Raw genomic sequence first — 19,765 nt, forward strand, 5'->3', positions numbered from 1 at the left:
AGTGGCGAAGGCGAAGTTCGAGCGGACGAAGCCGCACGTCAACATCGGGACCATCGGTCACGTTGACCACGGCAAGACCACGCTGACTGCAGCAATCACCAAGGTTCTGCACGACAAGTACCCCGATTTGAACGAATCGCGCGCATTCGACCAGATCGACAACGCGCCCGAGGAGCGTCAGCGCGGTATCACCATCAACATCTCGCATGTTGAGTACCAGACGGACAAGCGCCACTACGCCCACGTGGACGCCCCCGGTCACGCTGACTACATCAAGAACATGATCACCGGTGCCGCCCAGATGGACGGCGCAATCCTCGTGGTCGCCGCCACCGACGGCCCGATGCCGCAGACCCGTGAGCACGTGCTGCTCGCCCGCCAGGTCGGCGTGCCCTACATCCTCGTCGCGCTGAACAAGTCCGACATGGTTGAGGACGAGGAGCTCCTGGAGCTCGTCGAGATGGAGGTCCGCGAGCTGCTGTCGGCTCAGGACTTCGACGAGGAGGCCCCCGTGGTCCGCGTCTCGGCGCTGAAGGCGCTCGAGGGCGACCCGACCTGGGTCAAGTCTGTCGAGGAGCTCATGGAGGCCGTCGACGAGTCCATCCCGGACCCGGTTCGCGAGACCGACAAGCCGTTCCTGATGCCCGTTGAGGACGTCTTCACCATCACCGGTCGTGGCACCGTGGTGACCGGCCGTGTCGAGCGTGGCGTGATCAACGTCAACGAAGAGGTCGAGATCGTCGGCATCCGCCCGACCACGACCAAGACCACCGTCACCGGTGTCGAGATGTTCCGCAAGCTGCTCGACCAGGGCCAGGCCGGCGACAACGTCGGTCTGCTGGTTCGTGGTATCAAGCGCGAAGAGGTCGAGCGTGGCCAGGTCGTCGTGAAGCCCGGCACCACCACCCCGCACACCGAGTTCGAGGGCAGCGTCTACATCCTGTCCAAGGACGAGGGTGGCCGCCACACGCCGTTCTTCAACAACTACCGCCCGCAGTTCTACTTCCGTACCACGGACGTGACGGGCGTGGTTACCCTCCCCGAGGGCACCGAGATGGTCATGCCCGGTGACAACACCGACATCTCCGTCGTGCTGATCCAGCCGGTCGCCATGGACGAGGGTCTGCGTTTCGCCATCCGTGAGGGCGGTCGTACCGTCGGCGCGGGTCGCGTCACCAAGATCATCAAGTGATCTAGTTTTTCCAAGCGGAGCGCCGCTCACCCGAAAGGGTGGGCGGCGCTTTGTTTTGCCGTGAGAAAGAGGTGTCGGCGCAGTGCTTTTACCGGCAGGATGGCAGGATCGTTCGCGATGGAGGGGAACACGATGAGGGGTGGCCTGTCGTGCGGGTGAACGTACGGGCATTCACCGACACCGGATTGCGGCGCAAGCGCAACGAAGATGCCGTGATGGTCGGCGGCTGGGTCAGCCAGACGCACAACGGCGTCCTGGTGGAGATGCGGATGCAGCCGGGCGCCCCGTTCGTCTGCGCGGTGTGCGACGGCATGGGCGGGCACGTCGGCGGCGACGTCGCGAGCCGGACGGCGCTGAGCATGATCGCGACCATGTCGCCGGGCTGGACCGGCGGCGACGACATCACGTCGTCGCTGTCGTATGTCAGCGACTGGCTGTACGACATGGGCCGCGACACCGAACTCGCCGGCATGGGTACCACCATCGCCGGGGTCTGCCTGACGGCCGACGAGGTGATCGTCTTCAATGTCGGGGACAGCCGGGTGTATTCGGTTGCGGGCGAGACGCTGACGCAGGTTTCGGTCGACGACGCCGTCCTCGACGCGTCGGGCCGGCCCACCAACATCATCACGCAGTCGCTCGGGCAGGGCGTGCCCATCGCGGCGCACCTGACCGCGACGCCGCTGCAGCCCGGCAGCTACCTGATGTGCTCTGACGGTGTGCACGGGCAGATGGAGCATCACGATCTGCAGGCGGCCACCGCGTGCAACGACCGGGGCGACGGTTCGGCCATCATCATCGGGACGGCCCGGGCCAATGGCGCCGCCGACAATTTCTCGTTCGTCCTGTTGGACGTCCTCGGCGACTGAGCCGCACTAAAGTCTCTCGCATCGGTTCGGCTGATCAAGGAGCGTGGCTGACATGCTGGTGCGTTACCTCAAGGCTCAGGTCATGGTCCTGCTGTGCGGCGGGCTGGTGGGCCCCATCTTCCTGGCGGTGTACTTCTACACCGGCCAGGACGAATTGCTGAAGTGGATGTTCTGGGCGGGCCTGCTGGTCACGGCGATCGACGTACTCGTCGCGCTGGGGTTGGCGGGCTTCGGCCAGATGCGGTCGGCGGAGCTCGAGGAACTCGAGGCCAGCGGGATACTGGGGCTGGCCGAGGTCACCGGGATCGGGGAGACCGGCACCCGGGTCAACGACCAGCCACTGGTGAAACTCAATCTGCACATCACCGGGCCGCAGCTGGCTCCGTTCGATGCGCAGGACAAGGTGCTGGCCTCGGTGAGCCGGCTGCCGATGATCACCGCCCGCAAGCTGGTCGTGATGGTCAACCCGGCGACCAACAAGTTCCATATCGACTGGGAGCGAAGCGCATTGGTGTCCGGCATGATGCCGGTCCGCTTGACCTCGGAGCAGGACGGGCGCACCTATGACCTGACGGGACGGTCGGGTCCGATCATGGACATCCTGCAGATCCTCAAGTCGAACGGGGTGGCCCTCAGCGGAATCGCCGACCTGCGCTCGAATCCAGCGGTGCGGCAACAGGTGATGGACGTGGTCCGGCGGGCCACTGCCGCTGAGCGCGAGCCGGCGGCGGCGCCGGCCGCCGCGGCGCCGCCTGTCGTGCCGCCGCCACCGGCGCCGTCGACAGCGCAGCGGCTGCAGGAGATCGAGACGCTGCGCGCCATGGGCACCATCAGCGAGGCCGAGTACACCGCGAAGCGCGCCCAGATCATCGCCGAGTTGTAGCCATCCCGGTGGCCGGGCATTGTTAGAACACGTTCCAGTTTTGCTGCTAGCCTGGCTAAGAACTCGCGCGAACTGTGATGGAAGGACTGGCGATGGCGGCAGGCGGAGCACTCGAAGGCAAAGTGGCGTTTGTTACCGGGGCTGCCCGGGGCCAGGGGCGCGCGCATGCAGTCCGGTTCGCGCGCGAAGGCGCCGACGTCGTGGCCATCGATATCTGTGGTCCCGTCTCGGACACCATCACCTACCCGATGCCGACGTCGGAGGATCTGGCCGAGACCGCACGCCTCGTCGAGGCCGAAGGCCGCAAGGTCCTCGCCCGCGAGGTCGACATCCGTGACCTGGCCGCACAGCAGCAGGTCGTCGCCGACGCTGTCGAGCAGTTCGGCCGCCTCGACATTCTGGTCGCCAACGCCGGTGTCCTGAGCTGGGGACGGCTGTTCGAGATGGACGAAGACCAGTGGGACAGCGTCGTCAACGTCAACCTCTCGGGCACGTGGCGCACCATCCGGGCCGTCGTCCCGGCGATGATCGAGGCGGGCAACGGCGGGTCGATCATCATCGTCAGCTCCTCGGCGGGCCTCAAGGCGACGCCGGGCAACGGCCACTACGCGGCCTCGAAGTTCGGCCTCGTCGGTCTGACCAACGCCCTGGCCCTCGAGGTCGGCGAGTTCGGCATCCGGGTCAACTCGATCCACCCCTACTCGATCATGACGCCGATGATCGAGCCCGAGGCCATGGGTGCGATCTTCGCCAAGTACCCGACCTACCTGCACAGCTTCGCGCCGATGCCGTACAAGCCCGTCTCTCACGACGGCAAGGCCGGTCTGCAGGAGTTCATGACGCCGGAAGAGGTCACCGACGTGGTGACCTGGCTGGCCGGCCCGGGCTCGGGGACCATCTCCGGTTCGCAGATCGCCGTCGACCGCGGCGTCATGAAGTACTGACCTACGCGGACACCTGACCGACCAGCACGTCAGCGAATTCCGTTGCGCCCGCCGAGATTCTGATCGCGGGACGGCCGCAGCCGGGCGTTGTCGTGCGGCGCAGCGCGGACTTGCCGTCGAGATCCACCGCGACCTCGCCGGCCTTCGTGATCGTCACATCGATCGCGTGCCAGCCGTTGTCGGGCGGTGTGGGGATCGGGCCGGAATCGGTTTCGGCGGGACCGGCCTCCGTGGTGAGCCCGAGGGTGTAACCGCCCGACGCGGTGCGGACGCGCCCGGTGAACCGCAGTGAGCACGCCGGGTCGCCGGGCTGGAGCAGACCCGCCCAGGCGGCCGTCGGGTTGGCGTTCGACTCGAGGCGTACCGCCCGGCCGTCGTTGGTGAACGTGGCTTCGACGTCGCCGACGCGGGTCCAGGTGTCGAAGTCCGTCGGCTCCGGTGGGTGCGTCGGCACGATGGTCAGGCCGTTGAACGGCGTCGGCGTCGCGCTCGGTGCCGCCGCGTTGTCGCGCGAGAGTTTGGTGGCGACGACGGTGCCGCCGGCCACCAGGGCGACGACGGCGAGCACCGCACCGCCGATGATCCACCATTTCCGTTTTCCGGACCGCGGCGCCGGTTCTGTTGGGGCGTAACGGTATTGGTCGTCCACCCACATCGGCCAGCCCGGCGGTGGTGGCGGCCAGGAAGGATCGGGCTGCCAGTCCGGGCCTGGCTGCCAGTCGGGTGGAAACGGCGGCCAGTCGGGTGGCGGATTGAAGCGCATCCTATCGGTCTACCACCGCACGTCCGTCGGCCCGGCCAGCACCTCGGCGAATCGGTCCATCGCCCAATCGATTTCGGCGCGGGTGATGACCAGTGGCGGGGCGAACCGCAGGGTCGGGCCGTGGGTGTCCTTGGTCAGCACACCGCGCTCGGCCAGCCGCAAGCTGACCTCCCGGCCGGTGCCGACGGCCGGATCGAGGTCGACGCCCGCCCACAGGCCCAGCCCACGCACGGCAGTCACGCCGTGCCCGATCATCGCCGTCAGGCGGGCGTGCAGGTGCCGGCCGAGTTCGGTTGCCCGGGCTTGGAATTCGCCACGCTGCAGCATGCCGACCACCGTGGTGCCGATGGCCGCGGCCAGCGGATTGCCGCCGAACGTCGATCCGTGCTCGCCGGGGTGCAGCACGCCGAGCACGTCCCGGTCGGCCACCACCGCGGACAGCGGCACGACGCCGCCGCCCAGTGCCTTGCCCAGCACGTAGACGTCGGGCACGACGCCCCAGTGGTCGCACGCGAAGGTACGGCCGGTGCGGGCCAGACCGGACTGGATTTCGTCGGCGATCATCAGTACGTGGCGCTCGGTGCACAGCGCGCGGACCCGGGGCAGATAGTCGTCGGGCGGCACGATGATTCCGGCCTCGCCTTGGATCGGCTCGATCAGCACCGCGGCAGTGTCGTCGTCGACGGCCGCCGCGAGCGCATCGGCGTCCCCGAACGGCACCAACCGGAAGCCCGGTGTGTACGGGCCGAAACCGCACCGCGCCGTGTCGTCGTCGGAGAAGCTGATGATCGTCGTCGTGCGGCCGTGGAAGTTGCCGCGTGCCACGACGATGTTCGGGTCGGTAGTGCCCTTGACGTCGCGACTCCACTTGCGCGCGACCTTGATCGCGCTCTCCACCGCCTCGGCACCGCTGTTCATGGGCAGCACCAGCTCCTTGCCGCACAGTTGGGCGAGAGCGGCGCAGAACGGGCCGAGGCGGTCGGAGTGGAAGGCGCGGCTGACGAGCGTCACGGTGTCCAGCTGGGCATGCGCGGTCGCCAGGATCTCGGGATTGCGGTGGCCGAAGTTCACCGCCGAATACGCCGCGAGACAGTCCAGGTAGCTGCGCCCTTCGGGGTCGGTGATCCACACGCCGTCGGCGGACGCCGCGACGACCGGCAGCGGGGCGTAGTTGTGCGCGGCGTAGCGGTCGTCGAGGGCGATCAGCTCGGCCGTGCTTTCCGGTGTCCCCGCAACGGCTTTCAGCATGACGCCGGGTACACCTCCAAGGTGCAGCACTTCACCGATCCGCCGCCCTTGAGCAACTCGGACAGGTCGACACCGACCGGCCGGAAACCGGCGTCGGCGAGCTGCGCGGCGAACCCGGTGGCCGCGGCCGGGTGCACGACGTTCAGCCCGTCGGACACCGCGTTCAGGCCGAGCACGTGGGCGTCGGCATCGGACACCTCGATGGCGCCGGGAAACATCTTGCGCAGCAACGCGACCGACGTGGCGCCGAAGGCCGGGGGATAGAACGCGATGGTCTCGTCGTCCAGCACGGCCAGCGCGGTATCGAGGTGGTAGAAGCGGGGGTTGACCAACTGCAGGCTGACCAACGGCAGCCCGGACAGCTTGGCGACCTCGTCGTGCGACTGTCGGTCGGTGCGGAATCCGTAGCCGGCCAGGATCTTTGACCCGGTGATCAGCAGGTCGCCCTGGCCCTCATTCGTGTGCTCGGTATACAGCGGGCAGTATCCGTGGTCCATCAGCCATCCGGCATAGGCCACCGATTCTCCGGTCCGCTGCGGGTAGGTGAAGCGGGCGATGATGGCCACCTTCTCGAACCCGTCGTCGAGCACCAGCCCGCCGTTGGCGGCGTAGACCATGTCGGGCAGTCCGGGAATCGGCTCGACCAGTTCGACGGTGTGCCCGAGGCTGCGGTACGTCCGGACCAGATGCTCCCACTGCCGCACCGCCAGCGCCGCATCCACGGGGGTAGAGGTGTCCATCCACGGGTTGATCGCATATTCGACGGCGAAATGCGTGGGCCGGGTCATCACATAGTGCCGGGGGCGGGCCACCCGGTCCGGTCGCCAGCCTGAATTCGGTGTCGCCATCTTGACGACATCAGTAATCGTCATAATTCGATGGTAGGAGCACTATTGCGCGCAAGCAATCGATGCTTGTTGCGCATATGTAACAGATCTATTGTTTGATCACTCGCGATTCGACAATCTATTGCGTGAGGGAGGTGTGCGGCCGGTGGAAAGCGTCGACGAGACCGACGAGCGCATCCTGGCCGAGTTGGCGGACAACGCGCGCGCCACGTTCGCCGAGATCGGCGAACGGGTGGGCCTGTCGGCGCCCGCTGTCAAACGCCGCGTCGACCGGCTGCTGGCCACCGGCGTCATCCGGGGCTTCACGACGGTCGTCGACCGGAACGTGATCGGTTGGGGGACAGAGGCATACGTTCAGGTGTACTGCCACGGCACCATCACGCCGGCGCAGCTGCGGGAGGCCTGGGAGGGCATCCCCGAGGTGGTCTCGGCCGCCACGGTGACCGGCACGTCCGACGCGATCCTGCATCTCATGACCCGGGACATGCGGCACCTGGAGGCGGTGCTGGAGCGGATCCGGGGCAGTGCGGCGATCGAGCGCAGCGAGAGCATCGTGGTGCTGTCGAACATCGTCGAGCGCCGGGTCGGTGGCCGGGGCCACGCCTGAACCCCTGCCGGAATGCTGAGCAGGTAAGCACAGGGTGGCCTACCTCGCACCGGCCGCATCGTGTAAGAAAGCCGACGTGACTACAAACGGAGGCATCGTCATCGTCGGTGGCGGTCTGGCCGCTGCACGTACCGCCGAGCAGCTGCGCAAAGCGGAGTACGCCGGGCCGATCACGCTGATCAGCGACGAGGTCCATCTGCCGTACGACCGGCCGCCACTGTCCAAGGACGTGCTGCGCGCCGAGGTCGACGACACGACGCTCAAGCCCGCCGAGTTCTACGCCGACAACGACATCACGCTGCTGCTCGGCTCGGGCGCGGTCAAGCTGGACACCGAGGCCCAGACGGTGACGCGCGCCAACGGCGAGGTCGTCGCGTACGACGAGCTGGTCATCGCCACCGGCCTGGTGCCGCGCACCATCCCGTCGCTGCCCGCCCTCGACGGCATCCGGGTGTTGCGCACCTACGACGAGTCGCTGGCGCTGCGTGAGCATGCCGGTTCGGCCAAGCGTGCCGTGGTGATCGGCGCCGGGTTCATCGGCTGCGAGGTGGCGGCCAGCCTGCGCAAGATGGGTGTCGAGGTGACCATCGTGGAGCCGCAGCCCACGCCGCTGGCGTCGGTGCTCGGTACCGAGATCGGTGAACTGGTGGCCCGGCTGCACCGCGCCGAGGGTGTCGACGTGCGGTGCGGAGTCGGGGTCACCGGTGTGACGGGCTCCGGCCACGTCGAGAAGGTGCAGCTGGCCGACGGCACCGAACTCGACGCCGACGTCGTCGTCGTCGGTATCGGGTCGCGCCCGTCGACCGACTGGCTCGAAGGTAGCGGCATCGCCGTCGACAACGGCGTCGTGTGCGACGCCGCCGGCCGAACCAGTGCCCCGAACGTGTGGGCCATCGGTGACGTCGCCTCCTGGCGTGACGCCGCGGGACACCAAGTGCGCGTGGAACATTGGAGCAATGTGGCCGAGCAGGCGCGGGTGATCGTGCCGGCGATGCTGGGCCAGGATGCCACCGCTGCCGTGGTGGTGCCCTACTTCTGGAGCGACCAGTACGACGTCAAAATCCAGTGCCTCGGTGAGCCCAAGGCCGGTGACACCGTGCACATCGTCGAGGACGACGGCCGCAAGTTCCTGGCGTTCTACGAGCGCGACGGCGCTGTCAGCGGCGTCGTCGGCGGTGGCATGCCGGGCAAGGTGATGAAGAACCGCGCCAAGGTCGCGGCCGCCGTCCCGATCGCCGACGTCCTCTAGGGATTTGTGCACGATTTTCCGCGCGGGGCGCGGAAAATCGTGCACAAATCCCTCAGAAAGCGCCGAGGTAGAACCGGGCGCCCTGGTCGTCGATGCACTCCGCCGACATGCCGTACGGCTGCCGGGACGGTTCGTCGATGACGGTGCCCCCGGCCTCGCGGACCCGCGCCACCGCGGCGTCGATGTCGGTCACGGTCCACATCGGGACGGCGACGGACTGTGCGGCGCCGCCGGCCGCGCCGGACATCGGGTGGCAACCCTGCACTGCCCAGCCGTCCTCGATGCGCCCCGGCTCGAACGTCCACCCCAGCACCGCGCCGTAGAAATCCTTGAACGCGGCCGAGTCGGTGACGTAGTACGTCATATACGAAAGTTCGCCTGGCCCTGCGCCGTTCAGCTCGGGCCGGGCAATTCCCGGCGCCGGCTGGAACACCGCGAAGTCGGTGCCGAGCGCATCCGTGGCGTCGAGCGTCGGGCCCCACGCGTGCTCCTCGGGCGTGCCCACCCGGCCGCCCGCGTCCAGGATCGCCTGCCGGGCGGCGTCGAGATCACGCACCGCGTAGCAGCAGAACACCGTCTGCGGGCCGGTGGTCTCGAAGATGCCGGTGTGCATGCGGTTGCCCGTCACCTTGCGGGTGTCGGGGTCGTAGTCCCAGCCGAGGACGTGCCGGTAGAACGCGGCGGCCCGCTGCGCGTCCGGTGTCTGCACCGAGATGTAGCCGATGTCGCCGTGCTCGATCGGGACAGTGACCGGGACCGGTCCGGTGAGCATCCAGCGGTGCCCGAACGGGTCGATCACGACCGCGGTCCGTGAGCCGTGGGCGTCGTACGGTTCCCGCTGCACCTGCGCGCCGTGCTCCCGGGCCTGCGCGAGCGCGGCGTCGGTATCGCGCACGTTGAGCATCAGGCTCACCGAAACAGACTGGGCCGCAGGTGCTTTCAGGCCGAGCTCGGGGAACTCGTCGGCCAGGTACAGCACGCCACCGGAGAGCGTCAGCTCGGCGTGCCCGATCCGGCCGTCGTCCATGACGATCGGGTCCCCGACGACGACGGCACCCAGCGCATCGACGTACCAGGTCAGCGCGGCCCGGGCGTCGGCCACCGCGAGATAGGGCAGGGCCGCGGGCCGGGGCACCGCGACCGGGGCGGCGGCAGGTGCGTTCAGATCGGCGATGGCGGTGTCGGTTCCACTCATGACAACTCCTTTCGGAAGGGTGACGGCGGCTTCCAGACGCGCCCGCAACCGGGCCGCGAAGGCCGGGTCCGGCTGTACGGGGCTTTCGCCGCCGGCCAGGACCGTCAGTGGGTCGTGACTGTTGTGCATGGTCATGACGCACCTCCGTCCTGGTATTCGGTGTCCTGGTATTCGCTCCGGAATGCCCGCTTGGCCCGTACCAGCAGGGCCTCGGTGGCGTGCACGGTGCGTCCGATCAACTCGGCGCATTCGGGCACCGGGCGGTCATCCAGATATCGCAGTGTCAGCACCATGCGGTGCTGTTCGGGTAACCGGGCCAGCGCGGCCTCGGCGACGATCCGGTCCAGCTCGGCGTCCCAGTCGTCGAAAGGCTCTGCGGGCTCGGGTGTTTCGGGTACGGGGACGGTGAAGCGGTCGTGCCTGCGCCGGTAGTGGTCGGCCAGCTTGTGCCGGGCCACGCCGATCAACCAGGGCACCGAGATCGCCGGTGGTGAATCCCGGCGGGCGGCGTCCATCGCCGCCAGAAACGTCTCCGACGTCAGGTCTTCCGCGGTGCCCCGGTCACCGCAGCGCCGCACGAAGTACCCGTAGACCACGGGCAGCGCCGTGTCGTACAGCGCCAGCAGCGTCTGCGGAGCATCACCGTCTGATTCGCCCCTCACACCCTTATCGTCGCGCCGGGCGCTCATTTTCCGACGCCCCAACCGCAACTTCTTGTGATTTGTGCACGGTTTTCCGCGCTGACCGCGGAAAACCGTGCACAAATCACACGGCGCGGAGGCCGTCGCGGACGATGTCGAAGGCCTCGCCCAAGGCATCGGGGAGTGAGACGGTCTCGTCGGCGAGCCACTGCTCGTAGGCGGTCAGCGCCACCCCGAGCACCGTCCACGCCACCGTCTGCGGCAGCAGCGCCGTCGGCTTGGTGTCCAGCCGGCGCGCGACGAATGCCGCGATCACGCCGCGCCAGCCCGCGTACATCGTCATCGAGTAGGCCTGCAGCGCGTCGGTCTGCAGGATCACCTGCATCCGGCGCCGGTGCCGGGGTGTCTCGGCTTCGTCAAAGCTGTTGAATTCCAACAATGCCGAGCGCAGTGCGGTGTCCAGCGGGACGTCGTGGGGGACGGCATTCAACAGGTCCCGCAGATTGGTCAGACTCGCGTCGAAGTCGGCCCACGGGATGGCATTCTTCGACGAGAAGTACCGAAACAGGGTGCGCCGGGAGATGCCGGCGGCGTGGGCGACGTCGTCGACGCTGACGTCGTCGAAGCCGCGGGTCGCGAAGAGCTCGAGGGCCACATCGGTGATGTGGTCGCGCGTGGTGGAGCGGCGACGGCCGACGCGGCCGTGCTGTGGGGCGGTCCCGGCTTCGGGCACGGGACGCTCCGTTTCGGTCCTCATCAGACCCGCCCTTCCTTTTCGGCACTCGATGCCATATTCTTGCGACTTGGATCACAGTTGTCGAGTCCCGACAACTGCCACGGTAGCGAAAGGGGCGATCCATGGACTCGAATCAGCAGGCTGAATCCAGCACCGAACTGGTCACCGAAACTCTGGTCGAAGAGGTCTCGATCGACGGTATGTGCGGGGTCTACTGACCGTGTCTGCACCAGCCGCGGCCCGGACCGGGCCCGAGGCGGCCTTCGATCCTGACCGCGGCTGGCGGCTGCACCACCAGGTCGCCGTCCGTCCGGAACCGTTCGGCGCCCTCCTGTATCACTTTGGTACGCGCAAACTTTCGTTCCTGAAGAATCGCACCATCGTCGAGATCGTCAACTCCCTCGGCGACCATCCGGACGTGCGCAGCGCCTGCCGCGCCGCCGGCATCGACGATGCCCAGCAGGGGCCGTATCTGCACGCGTTCGGCGTGCTGGTCCAGTCCAAGATGCTGATCCCGGCAGACCAGAACAGCCCCGAAGGATCCACCGCTTCATGACCGCAACGGCACCCGTGCCCCGGCTGATCGAGCAGTTCGAGCACGGCCTCGACGCGCCCATCTGCCTCACCTGGGAACTGACCTACGCCTGCAACCTGTCCTGCGTGCACTGCCTGTCGTCGTCGGGCAAGCGCGACCCGCGCGAGCTGAGCACCCGGCAGTGCAAGGACATCATCGACGAGCTCGAGCGCATGCAGGTGTTCTACGTGAACATCGGCGGCGGCGAGCCGACCGTGCGGTCTGACTTCTGGGAGCTCGTCGACTACGCCACCGAGCACCACGTCGGCGTCAAGTTCTCCACCAACGGGGTGCGCATCGACGAGGCGGTCGCGGCCAAGCTGGCCGCGAGTGACTATGTGGACGTTCAGATTTCGCTCGACGGCGCCACCGCGGAGATCAACGACGCGGTGCGCGGCCCGGGCTCGTTCGCCATGGCCGTCCGGGCGCTGGAGAACTTGAAGAACGCCGGTTTCAAGGACGCCAAGATCTCGGTCGTCGTCACCCGGCACAACGTCGACCAGCTCGACGATTTCAAGGCCCTGGCCGATAACTACGGCGCCACCCTGCGCATCACGCGGCTGCGTCCGTCGGGCCGCGGCGCCGACGTGTGGGATGACCTGCACCCCACCGCCGAGCAGCAGGTGCAGCTCTACAACTGGCTGGTCGCCAAGGGCGAGCGGGTGCTCACGGGTGACTCGTTCTTCCACCTGTCGGGTCTCGGTGAGCCGGGCGCGCTGGCCGGCCTGAACCTGTGCGGCGCCGGTCGTGTCGTGTGCCTCATCGACCCCGTTGGTGACGTGTACGCCTGCCCGTTCGCCATCCATGAGCGCTTCCTGGCGGGAAACATCCTCAGCGACAACGGGTTCCAGGACGTCTGGCAGAACGCCCCGCTGTTCCGCGAGCTTCGGGAACCGCAGTCGGCCGGCGCCTGCAGCAGCTGCGACCACTACGACAGCTGCCGCGGCGGCTGCATGGCGGCCAAGTTCTTCACCGGCCTGCCCATGGACGGCCCGGACCCCGAGTGCGTGCAGGGCTACGGCGAGCCCGCCCTGGCGCTCGATCGCGACAAGCCCAAGTCGCATCTCGACCACTCCCGCAGCGGCGGCCGCAAGGGGCCGGTTCCGCTCAAGCTGTTGGCCATGCCGGCCAAGGCTCCCCAGAAATTCTGTAACGAAAGTCCTGTTTAGATCATGGCCCGTGATACCTGGTTCGAAACCGTCGCGATCGCGCAGGAGCGCGCGAAGAAGCGGCTCCCCAAGTCCGCCTACTCCTCGCTGATCTCGGCGAGCGAGAAGGGCCTGACGGTCGCCGACAACGTCGCGGCGTTCGGTGAGCTCGGCTTCGCGCCGCACGTCATCGGCGCGCTGGACAAGCGTGAGATGTCCACAACGGTTATGGGTCAAGAGATTTCACTGCCCGTGATTATTTCTCCGACCGGCGTGCAGGCGATCCACCCCGACGGTGAGGTCGCCGTCGCGCGCGCCGCCGCGGCCCGCGGCACCGCCATGGGGCTGTCGTCGTTCGCGAGCAAGCCGATGGAAGAGGTCATCGCCGCCAACCCCAAGACGTTCTTCCAGATCTACTGGCTCGGCAGCCGCGACGACATCGCGGCCCGGGCGGAGCGGGCCCGCGCGGCCGGCGCGAAGGGCCTGATCGTCACCACCGACTGGAGCTTCAGCCACGGCCGGGACTGGGGCAGCCCCAAGATCCCGGAAAAGATGGACATCAAGACCATCATCAAGATGAGCCCTGAGGTCATCACCAAGCCGCGCTACATGTGGACCTGGGGCAAGACCCTGCGTCCGCCGGAGTTGTGCGTGCCGAACCAGGCCATCAACGGTCAGCCCGCGCCGCCGTTCTTCCACGCCTACGGCGAATGGATGGGTACGCCGGCGCCGACCTGGGAGGACATCGCCTGGCTGCGCGAGCTGTGGGGCGGCCCGTTCATGCTCAAGGGCGTCATGCGCATCGACGACGCCAAACGTGCTGTGGATGCCGGTGTTTCGGCCATCTCGGTGTCCAACCACGGTGGCAACAACCTGGACAGCACCCCCGCGTCGATCCGGGCGCTGCCCGCCATCGCCGAGGCCGTCGGCGACCAGGTCGAGGTTTTGCTGGACGGCGGTATCCGTCGCGGCAGCGACGTGGTCAAGGCGCTGGCGCTGGGTGCCCGGGCGGTCATGCTCGGCCGGGCCTACCTGTGGGGGCTGGCGGCCGAAGGACAGGCCGGCGTCGAGAACGTGCTGGACATCATGCACGGCGGTATCGACTCGGCACTGCGTGGTCTGGGCAAGGGCTCGATTCACGACCTCGGGCCGGACGACATCCTGGTGCCGGAAGGCTTCACCCGGCGGCTGGGCGGCTGAGCCGCCGGGCGGTCCGGCGGGATTCGACGGGTCGGCTGATACGCGCGGTGCTGACGTGGCTGACGTGATGGTCGCCGGGGTCTTGACAACCGCGGCGATTTGACCATTCGCTACGAATTGTTGCGTATACGGCAACAATTGGCGCACAGCGGGCAAATTCGGCTTACCATCGGCGGGTGCCTTTTCCCAGCGAGCTCGGGAACTCGACGTCGAGGCAGTTGGAATCCCTGCGGCCTTCGTTGATCGTCCCGATTGGTTCCACCGAGCAGCATGGGCCGCACCTGCCGCTGGATACCGATACCCGGATCGCTGAGGCGGTGTCGCGGTCCGTGGCCGCGCGGTTGTGTGAGGCTGCGGAACCAGACCGGGCCGACGGCGTCGCTCGGTCGGCGTGGTTGGTCGCGCCGGCCATCAGCTACGGGGCCAGCGGTGAGCACGAGAGCTTTCCCGGCACCATCTCGATCGGCCTGGCGGCGCTGGAACATTTGCTGGTCGAGTTCGGGCGGTCGGCCTGCAACTGGGCCCGCCGGATCGTGTTCGTCAACGGCCACGGCGGCAACGTCGCGGCGCTGACGGCGGCGACCACGCTGCTGCGGGCCGAGGGGCGCGATGTGGCCTGGTGCCCGTGTGCGGCCGCCGGTGCGGACGCCCACGCGGGCCATACCGAAACGTCTGTACTGCTGCACCTTTCACCGGCCGACGTCTGGGTCGACGAAAGTGTCGTCGGCAACACCGCACCGTTGCCGGAGCTGCTGCCGGCAATGCGTCGCGGCGGGGTGGCTGCGGTCAGCCCGGTCGGGGTGCTGGGCGATCCGACGACTGCCACCGCCGTCGACGGGTCCCGTATCTTTGCAGAAATGGTCGACGGCTCCGTGCGCCGGATCAGCGCATGGCAGCCGAGCTCTGGGGGGATGCTCGCGTGACGGGGGTGGGACAGTGACTGGGCCGCGGCTGCCTGACGGCTTTGCCGTCCAAGTGGATCGCCGAGTCAAGGTGCTGGGGGAAGGCGCCGCGCTGCTCGGTGGCTCACCGACGCGATTGCTGAAGCTGGCTCCGGCGGCGCAGACCATGCTCGACCGTGGCCGCCTGGAGGTGCACGACGCCCAGAGCGCGCAGCTGGCCCGCACGCTGCTCGACGCCACGGTGGCACACCCCCGGCCGGCGACCGGGCCGTCGCACCTCGACGTGACCGTCGTGATTCCGGTACGTGACAACGCCGTTGGTGTCGCCCGGCTGGTGCGGTCCCTGCGCGGCATGCGCGTCGTCGTGGTCGACGACGGCTCGGTGGTGCCACTGCAGGCCGCGGACTTCTGCGACCTGGCCGGCCACTGCGACGTGCGGGTGCTCCGGCACGACGTCAGCCGGGGACCGGCCGCGGCCCGCAACACCGGGCTGGCCGCCTGCGAGACCGACTTCGTCGCGTTCCTGGACTCGGACGTGGTGCCCCGTCGCGGGTGGCTGGAAGCGCTGCTGGGGCACTTTTGCGACCCTGCCGTCGCGTTGGTCGCGCCGCGCATCGTCGGCTTGCACGAGCCCGACAATCTGATCGCGCGCTACGAGGCGGTGCGGTCGTCGCTCGACCTCGGCATGCGGGAAGCCCCGGTGGTGCCGTACGGCATGGTGGCCTATGTGCCGAGCGCGGCCATCATCTGCCGGCGGGCGGCGCTGGACCAGGTGGGCGGTTTCGACGAGTCGCTGCAGTCGGGCGAGGACGTGGACCTGTGCTGGCGGTTCATCGAGGCCGGGGCCCGGCTGCGGTACGAACCGATCGCGCTCGTCGGCCACGATCACCGCACCGCACTGCGAGAGTGGTTCACCCGCAAGGCCTTTTACGGTTCCTCGGCCGCACCGCTGTCGGTGCGGCACCCGGGCAAGACGGCGCCGCTGGTCATTTCCGGCTGGACGCTGGTGGTCTGGGTGCTGCTGGCCATGGGGTCCGGCGTGGGCTACCTGGCGTCGACCATCGCCGCCGCAATCACCGGCCGGCGCATCGCCAACTCGCTGCGGTCGGTCGACACCGAGCCGCGTGAGGTCGCTGCCGTCGCCGCGCAGGGACTGTGGGCCGCGGCCCTGCAACTCGCCGCGGCGCTGTGCCGGCACTACTGGCCGGTGGCTCTCGTGCTGGCGGTGTGTTTCCGGCGCTGGCGTCAAGTGGTGCTGATCGCCGCGATCGTGGACGGCGTCGTCGACTGGGCCCGCCGCCACCACACGGTCGACGACAACACCCAGCGCGTGGGCCTGCTGGCCTACCTGCTGCTGAAGCGCCTCGACGACATCGCCTACGGTCTCGGGCTGTGGGGCGGCGTGGTGCGCGAGCGGCATCTGGGTGCGCTCAAGCCGCAGATCCGGACTTGAGCCCACGTCGCGATGACGTCCTGATCGTCGGGGCCGGCAGCGCCGGCTGCGTTCTGGCCGAGCGTCTTTCGGCCGACCCCGGCTGTCAGGTGACGCTGCTGGAGACCGGCGGCACGATCCGCCCGGAACCGGGCTGGGTGCTGCCCATCGGCGTCGACAGCACGGTGGCGCGACAGCACCGCACGACGCTGACGCAGAACCCGGTGCGGTCCGCGGACATCGTGCGCGGGCGGGTGCTCGGCGGGTCCGGGGCGATCAATGGCGGCTACTTCTGCCGGGCCTGGCCGGCGGACTTCGCGGCCTGGGCGGTGCCGGGCTGGTCCTGGCCCGACGTCCTGCCGCACTATCGCGCCATCGAGACGGACCACGACTTCGGCGACGGTGCCGAGCACGGCGCGGCCGGCCCGGTCCCGGTTCGCCGTCTCAGCGAATTCGCAGCGTCCTCACAGGCTTTCCGTGATGCGGCGGGCGGCCGGTACCCCTGGATCGACGATCTCAACGCCGCGGCCGGGGTCCGGCCCGGCCTCGGTGCGGTGCCACTCAACATCGATGACACCGGCCACCGGCACGGTCCCGGCGAGGTCTACCTGACGGCCGCGCGCGGCCGCGACAACCTGACGGTGCTCGCCGGTACCCGCGGTCTGCGGGTGCTGTTCGACGGCCACCGCGCGGTGGGGGTCAGATGTCTCGGTCCCGAGGGAGTGGCGGACCGGTATGCCGACCGGATCGTGTTGTGCGCCGGGGCAATTGAATCCGCGCATCTGTTGCTGCTGTCCGGGATCGGCCCGGCCGCGCAGTTGCGGGGCGTCGGCGTGCCGGTGGTGGCGGACCTGCCGGTGGGGGCCGCGTGCGCCGATCATCCGGAATGGGTGGTGCCGACCACCTGGCCCGCCGAGCCCGGCCGCCCGCCGCTCGAATTGCTGCTCACCACTGAGGAATTGGAGATCCGGCCGTACACGTGGGGTTTCGCGGCCATGACCGGCGGGGTCGCCGCCGGTGCGGACCCGGTGCACCTCGGCATCTCGCTGATGCGGCCGCGCGCGCAGGGCCGGGTCCTGTTGGTGTCGGACGATCCCGACGTCCGTCCCATCATCGAACACCGCTATGACGCCGACCCGGCCGATGCCGCCGCGCTGCACGCCGGTCACGAACTGTGCCGCGACCTGTTCGGTGACGCCGTCGCCGGTGGCGAGCCCGCCTGGTCCACGGCGCAGCATCTGGCGGCCACGGCGCCGATGGGGGCCGACGGCGACGAGCGTGCCGTCCTCGATCCGCAGTGCCGGGTGCGCGGCGTCGACGGGTTGTGGGTGGCCGACGGCGCCGCGCTGCCCGGCATCACCGGCCGGGGCCCGCACGCGACCATCGTCATGCTGGCGCACCGGGCCGCCGGGTTCATCGCGTCCTAGGAGCGCGGGTCGGTAACGGTTCGGGTGGGGTGTAGCGCGAGCGTGCGGTCAGATCGCGAATTCGTGGGCAGAGGCGATCTGGTTGCACAGTCGGCCGCTAGGGGCTGGGCACTTGACAAGCAAATGCCTTGTGGGCGTTGACTGTGCACTGGCGCAGGAAAAGCTCGAGACCGAATTGCGTGGACGCACAGTCAATTGTGTTACCGACCCACGCCCTAGCCGCTGAGTGGTACCTGGCGCACGCGAATCGCGAAAATGCCTGTGCAGACTAGTCGTTGGGCGGTGTGCGGTCGCGGCCGGGCGCCCAGAATGCGATCAGTACGCCCGCGACCGCGGTGATCGACGCCAGCACCACGAGTGTTGTATGCATGCCGTGCAGGAACGCCACGCGGGCCACGGCCAGGAGCTGACCACCGACCGGGCCCAGATGGGGCGCCGCGGCCACCGCACCGGCCAGCGAGCCGCGTGCCGCGTCTTGTACCGGGGCCGGAAAACCGGCCGCGGCGGGCCCGATGTGTTCGGTGTATCCGGCTGCCAGGAGGGAGCCGGTCAGCGCGATGCCGAGGGCGGCACCCACCTCCCGGGTGGTGTCGTTGACCGCCGACGCCACCCCCTGTTTGCCGTCCGGTACCGATGTCATGATGGCGGAAGTCGTTGGCGCGGTGAATATTCCGACTCCGGTGCTCACCACCAGCAGCGGCCACGCCAGGGCCCAGTACGACGAGTCGATGCGCACCAGACATAGGGACAGCAGGCCGGCGGACAGCAGCCCCAGGCCGATGAGCACCACGAGGCGCAATCCCAGCTTCGGCAGGTACCACGACGACAGCGGGGACAGGATGAGCATCGGCACCGCCAGCGGGGACAGGGCCAGTGCCGTTCCCAGCGGGCTGTAGCCCATGACCAGTTGCATGAATTGCATCGCCAGGTAGAAGAAGCCGAACATCACCAGGAACAGCACCGTGATGGCCGCGGCTCCGGTGCCGAACTGGCGATCGAGAAACAGCCGCACATCCAGCAGGGGGTACCGGGCCCGGAGCTCGATGATCGCGAACGCCCCGGCCAGGATCAGGCCGCCGGCGATACCACCCAGCACCACCGGATGTGTCCAGCCCCGATCGGGTGCCGCGAGGATGCCGTACACCAGCGCGGCGACCGCGGCGGCGATGACGATCGCGCCGGCGACGTCCAAGGTGCGGGCCTCCGCATCGCGCGACGTCGTGATGGTCGTGCTCATGACCATCAGGACCAGTCCGGCGCCGGCGAAGGCCCAGAAGATCGACTGCCAGGGCCAGAAGTGCAGCAGCACACCGGATCCCAGCATGCCGAACACGCCACCACAGCCGGCCATCCCGGCCCAGATGCCCACCGCCTTGGTGCGCTGGTCGGCCGGGTACGAGGCGGTGATCAGGGACAGCGTCGCCGGCATGATGAAGGCGGCGCCCACTCCGGCGACCGCGCGGGCGCCGATGATGTGCAAGGGATCGGTGCTGACCGCCGGGACGATCGAGGCCGCCGCGAAGATGGCCAGACCGAACAGCAGGGCACCGCGCCGGCCGTAGCGGTCGCCGAGGGCGCCGGCGGGCAGCAGCAGGCAGGCCAGCGTCAGTGTGTAACTGTCGATGATCCAGGTCAGCTGGGTCTGGTTCGCCGACGTTGCCATGGCGATGTCACCGAGCGCGGTGTTGAGCGCGACCATCGACGAAATCACCACCAGCACACCGGAACACGCCACCAGAAGGGTCCAGGTGCGGTTCCGCGCGATGGGTGCGGCGGCCGTCGGCGGCGTGGTACCGGCCCGGGGGCTCACCACGCTCGCCTTGTCGGCCATGCGGCCACCTTCCGGTAGTTTCAAGACTGCTGATCTTCAAACGAGACTAACAGTCTTGTTTGGCGTCCGGAAGGTG

At 68.6% G+C, this 19,765-nt stretch carries 20 protein-coding genes; 13 read left to right on the top strand and 7 right to left on the bottom strand.

The genetic code is table 11. The features are described from left to right. Window position 1: 1 nt before the first annotated feature. From tuf to ACJH6J_RS04825, 4 genes are all read left to right on the top strand, one after another. Entirely contained in the window at window positions 2–1,192 is a 1,191-nt protein-coding gene (gene tuf, locus ACJH6J_RS04810) for an elongation factor Tu (protein WP_061001884.1), read from the top strand. Window positions 1,193–1,341: 149 nt separating this feature from the next. Next, window positions 1,342–2,061, top strand: a complete 720-nt coding sequence (locus tag ACJH6J_RS04815; RefSeq protein ID WP_212806930.1) for a PP2C family serine/threonine-protein phosphatase — start codon at window positions 1,342–1,344, stop codon at window positions 2,059–2,061. 52 nt (window positions 2,062–2,113) lie between these two features. Then, window positions 2,114–2,944 (top strand): SHOCT domain-containing protein, encoded by an 831-nt coding sequence (locus tag ACJH6J_RS04820; RefSeq protein WP_212806929.1) that lies wholly within the window; start codon window positions 2,114–2,116, stop codon window positions 2,942–2,944. A gap of 92 nt (window positions 2,945–3,036) precedes the next feature. Continuing rightward, window positions 3,037–3,888, top strand: a complete 852-nt coding sequence (locus ACJH6J_RS04825) for a mycofactocin-coupled SDR family oxidoreductase (RefSeq protein ID WP_406803605.1) — start codon at window positions 3,037–3,039, stop codon at window positions 3,886–3,888. A 1-nt stretch (window position 3,889) separates the two neighbouring features. Here the strand turns inward: ACJH6J_RS04825 and ACJH6J_RS04830 are convergent, their stop codons facing one another. Genes ACJH6J_RS04830 through ddaH form a run of 3 tightly spaced genes read right to left on the bottom strand, consistent with a single transcriptional unit; the run spans window position 3,890 to window position 6,771 of the window. Further along, on the bottom strand, window positions 3,890–4,651 hold the full coding sequence (locus tag ACJH6J_RS04830; protein WP_406803606.1) for a hypothetical protein: 762 nt from the start codon (window positions 4,649–4,651) through the stop codon (window positions 3,890–3,892). Window positions 4,652–4,660: 9 nt separating this feature from the next. Then, on the bottom strand, window positions 4,661–5,899 hold the full coding sequence (gene rocD / locus ACJH6J_RS04835) for an ornithine--oxo-acid transaminase (RefSeq protein WP_406803607.1): 1,239 nt from the start codon (window positions 5,897–5,899) through the stop codon (window positions 4,661–4,663). Further along, on the bottom strand, window positions 5,893–6,771 hold the full coding sequence (ddaH, locus tag ACJH6J_RS04840; RefSeq protein WP_406803608.1) for a dimethylargininase: 879 nt from the start codon (window positions 6,769–6,771) through the stop codon (window positions 5,893–5,895). Before ddaH ends, rocD begins: the two co-directional genes overlap by 7 nt. 121 nt (window positions 6,772–6,892) lie before the next feature. Here ddaH and ACJH6J_RS04845 point away from each other — a divergent pair, with 121 nt between their 5' ends. Together ACJH6J_RS04845 and ACJH6J_RS04850 are read left to right on the top strand one after the other, a co-directional pair. Further along, entirely contained in the window at window positions 6,893–7,354 is a 462-nt protein-coding gene (locus tag ACJH6J_RS04845) for an Lrp/AsnC family transcriptional regulator (RefSeq protein ID WP_212806924.1), read from the top strand. A gap of 76 nt (window positions 7,355–7,430) precedes the next feature. Next, entirely contained in the window at window positions 7,431–8,603 is a 1,173-nt protein-coding gene (locus tag ACJH6J_RS04850) for an NAD(P)/FAD-dependent oxidoreductase (RefSeq protein WP_406803609.1), read from the top strand. A 52-nt stretch (window positions 8,604–8,655) separates the two neighbouring features. On the opposite strand, the gene ACJH6J_RS04855 is transcribed toward ACJH6J_RS04850, so the two are convergent. The 3 genes from ACJH6J_RS04855 to mftR form a co-directional block, all read right to left on the bottom strand. Continuing rightward, window positions 8,656–9,927 (bottom strand): VOC family protein, encoded by a 1,272-nt coding sequence (locus tag ACJH6J_RS04855; RefSeq protein WP_406803662.1) that lies wholly within the window; start codon window positions 9,925–9,927, stop codon window positions 8,656–8,658. Between the two features lie 2 nt (window positions 9,928–9,929). Then, on the bottom strand, window positions 9,930–10,487 hold the full coding sequence (locus tag ACJH6J_RS04860) for an RNA polymerase sigma factor (RefSeq protein ID WP_212806922.1): 558 nt from the start codon (window positions 10,485–10,487) through the stop codon (window positions 9,930–9,932). 76 nt (window positions 10,488–10,563) lie between these two features. Continuing rightward, window positions 10,564–11,196 (bottom strand): mycofactocin system transcriptional regulator, encoded by a 633-nt coding sequence (gene mftR, locus ACJH6J_RS04865; RefSeq protein WP_226519505.1) that lies wholly within the window; start codon window positions 11,194–11,196, stop codon window positions 10,564–10,566. Window positions 11,197–11,297: 101 nt separating this feature from the next. Between mftR and mftA the strand changes: the two genes are divergently transcribed. From mftA to mftG, 7 genes are all read left to right on the top strand, one after another. After that, on the top strand, window positions 11,298–11,393 hold the full coding sequence (gene mftA, locus ACJH6J_RS04870; RefSeq protein ID WP_226519504.1) for a mycofactocin precursor MftA: 96 nt from the start codon (window positions 11,298–11,300) through the stop codon (window positions 11,391–11,393). Between the two features lie 2 nt (window positions 11,394–11,395). Further along, on the top strand, window positions 11,396–11,731 hold the full coding sequence (gene mftB / locus ACJH6J_RS04875; protein ID WP_020101387.1) for a mycofactocin biosynthesis chaperone MftB: 336 nt from the start codon (window positions 11,396–11,398) through the stop codon (window positions 11,729–11,731). After that, a complete protein-coding gene (gene mftC, locus ACJH6J_RS04880) occupies window positions 11,728–12,918 on the top strand; it encodes a mycofactocin radical SAM maturase (RefSeq protein WP_226519503.1) in 1,191 nt (396 codons plus the stop codon). The genes mftB and mftC overlap by 4 nt, the downstream gene beginning before the upstream one ends. A 3-nt stretch (window positions 12,919–12,921) precedes the next feature. Continuing rightward, window positions 12,922–14,097, top strand: a complete 1,176-nt coding sequence (gene mftD, locus ACJH6J_RS04885) for a pre-mycofactocin synthase MftD (RefSeq protein WP_226519502.1) — start codon at window positions 12,922–12,924, stop codon at window positions 14,095–14,097. A gap of 137 nt (window positions 14,098–14,234) precedes the next feature. Then, window positions 14,235–15,020 (top strand): mycofactocin biosynthesis peptidyl-dipeptidase MftE, encoded by a 786-nt coding sequence (gene mftE / locus ACJH6J_RS04890; RefSeq protein WP_226522247.1) that lies wholly within the window; start codon window positions 14,235–14,237, stop codon window positions 15,018–15,020. Between the two features lie 13 nt (window positions 15,021–15,033). Continuing rightward, window positions 15,034–16,452: a mycofactocin biosynthesis glycosyltransferase MftF gene (gene mftF / locus ACJH6J_RS04895; RefSeq protein ID WP_226519501.1), complete on the top strand. Its 1,419-nt coding sequence runs from the start codon at window positions 15,034–15,036 to the stop codon at window positions 16,450–16,452. Next, complete coding sequence (gene mftG, locus ACJH6J_RS04900) at window positions 16,449–17,858, top strand: mycofactocin system GMC family oxidoreductase MftG (RefSeq protein ID WP_226519500.1); 1,410 nt, start codon at window positions 16,449–16,451, stop codon at window positions 17,856–17,858. The genes mftF and mftG overlap by 4 nt, the downstream gene beginning before the upstream one ends. Before the next feature lie 268 nt (window positions 17,859–18,126). Here mftG and ACJH6J_RS04905 read toward each other — a convergent pair whose 3' ends face one another. Then, a complete protein-coding gene (locus ACJH6J_RS04905; protein WP_226519499.1) occupies window positions 18,127–19,689 on the bottom strand; it encodes an MFS transporter in 1,563 nt (520 codons plus the stop codon). Between the last annotated feature and the right edge of the window lie 76 nt (window positions 19,690–19,765).

Origin of the sequence: Mycobacterium sp. SMC-18 (genome assembly GCF_045310895.1) — a bacterium.
GTDB lineage: Bacteria > Actinomycetota > Actinomycetes > Mycobacteriales > Mycobacteriaceae > Mycobacterium.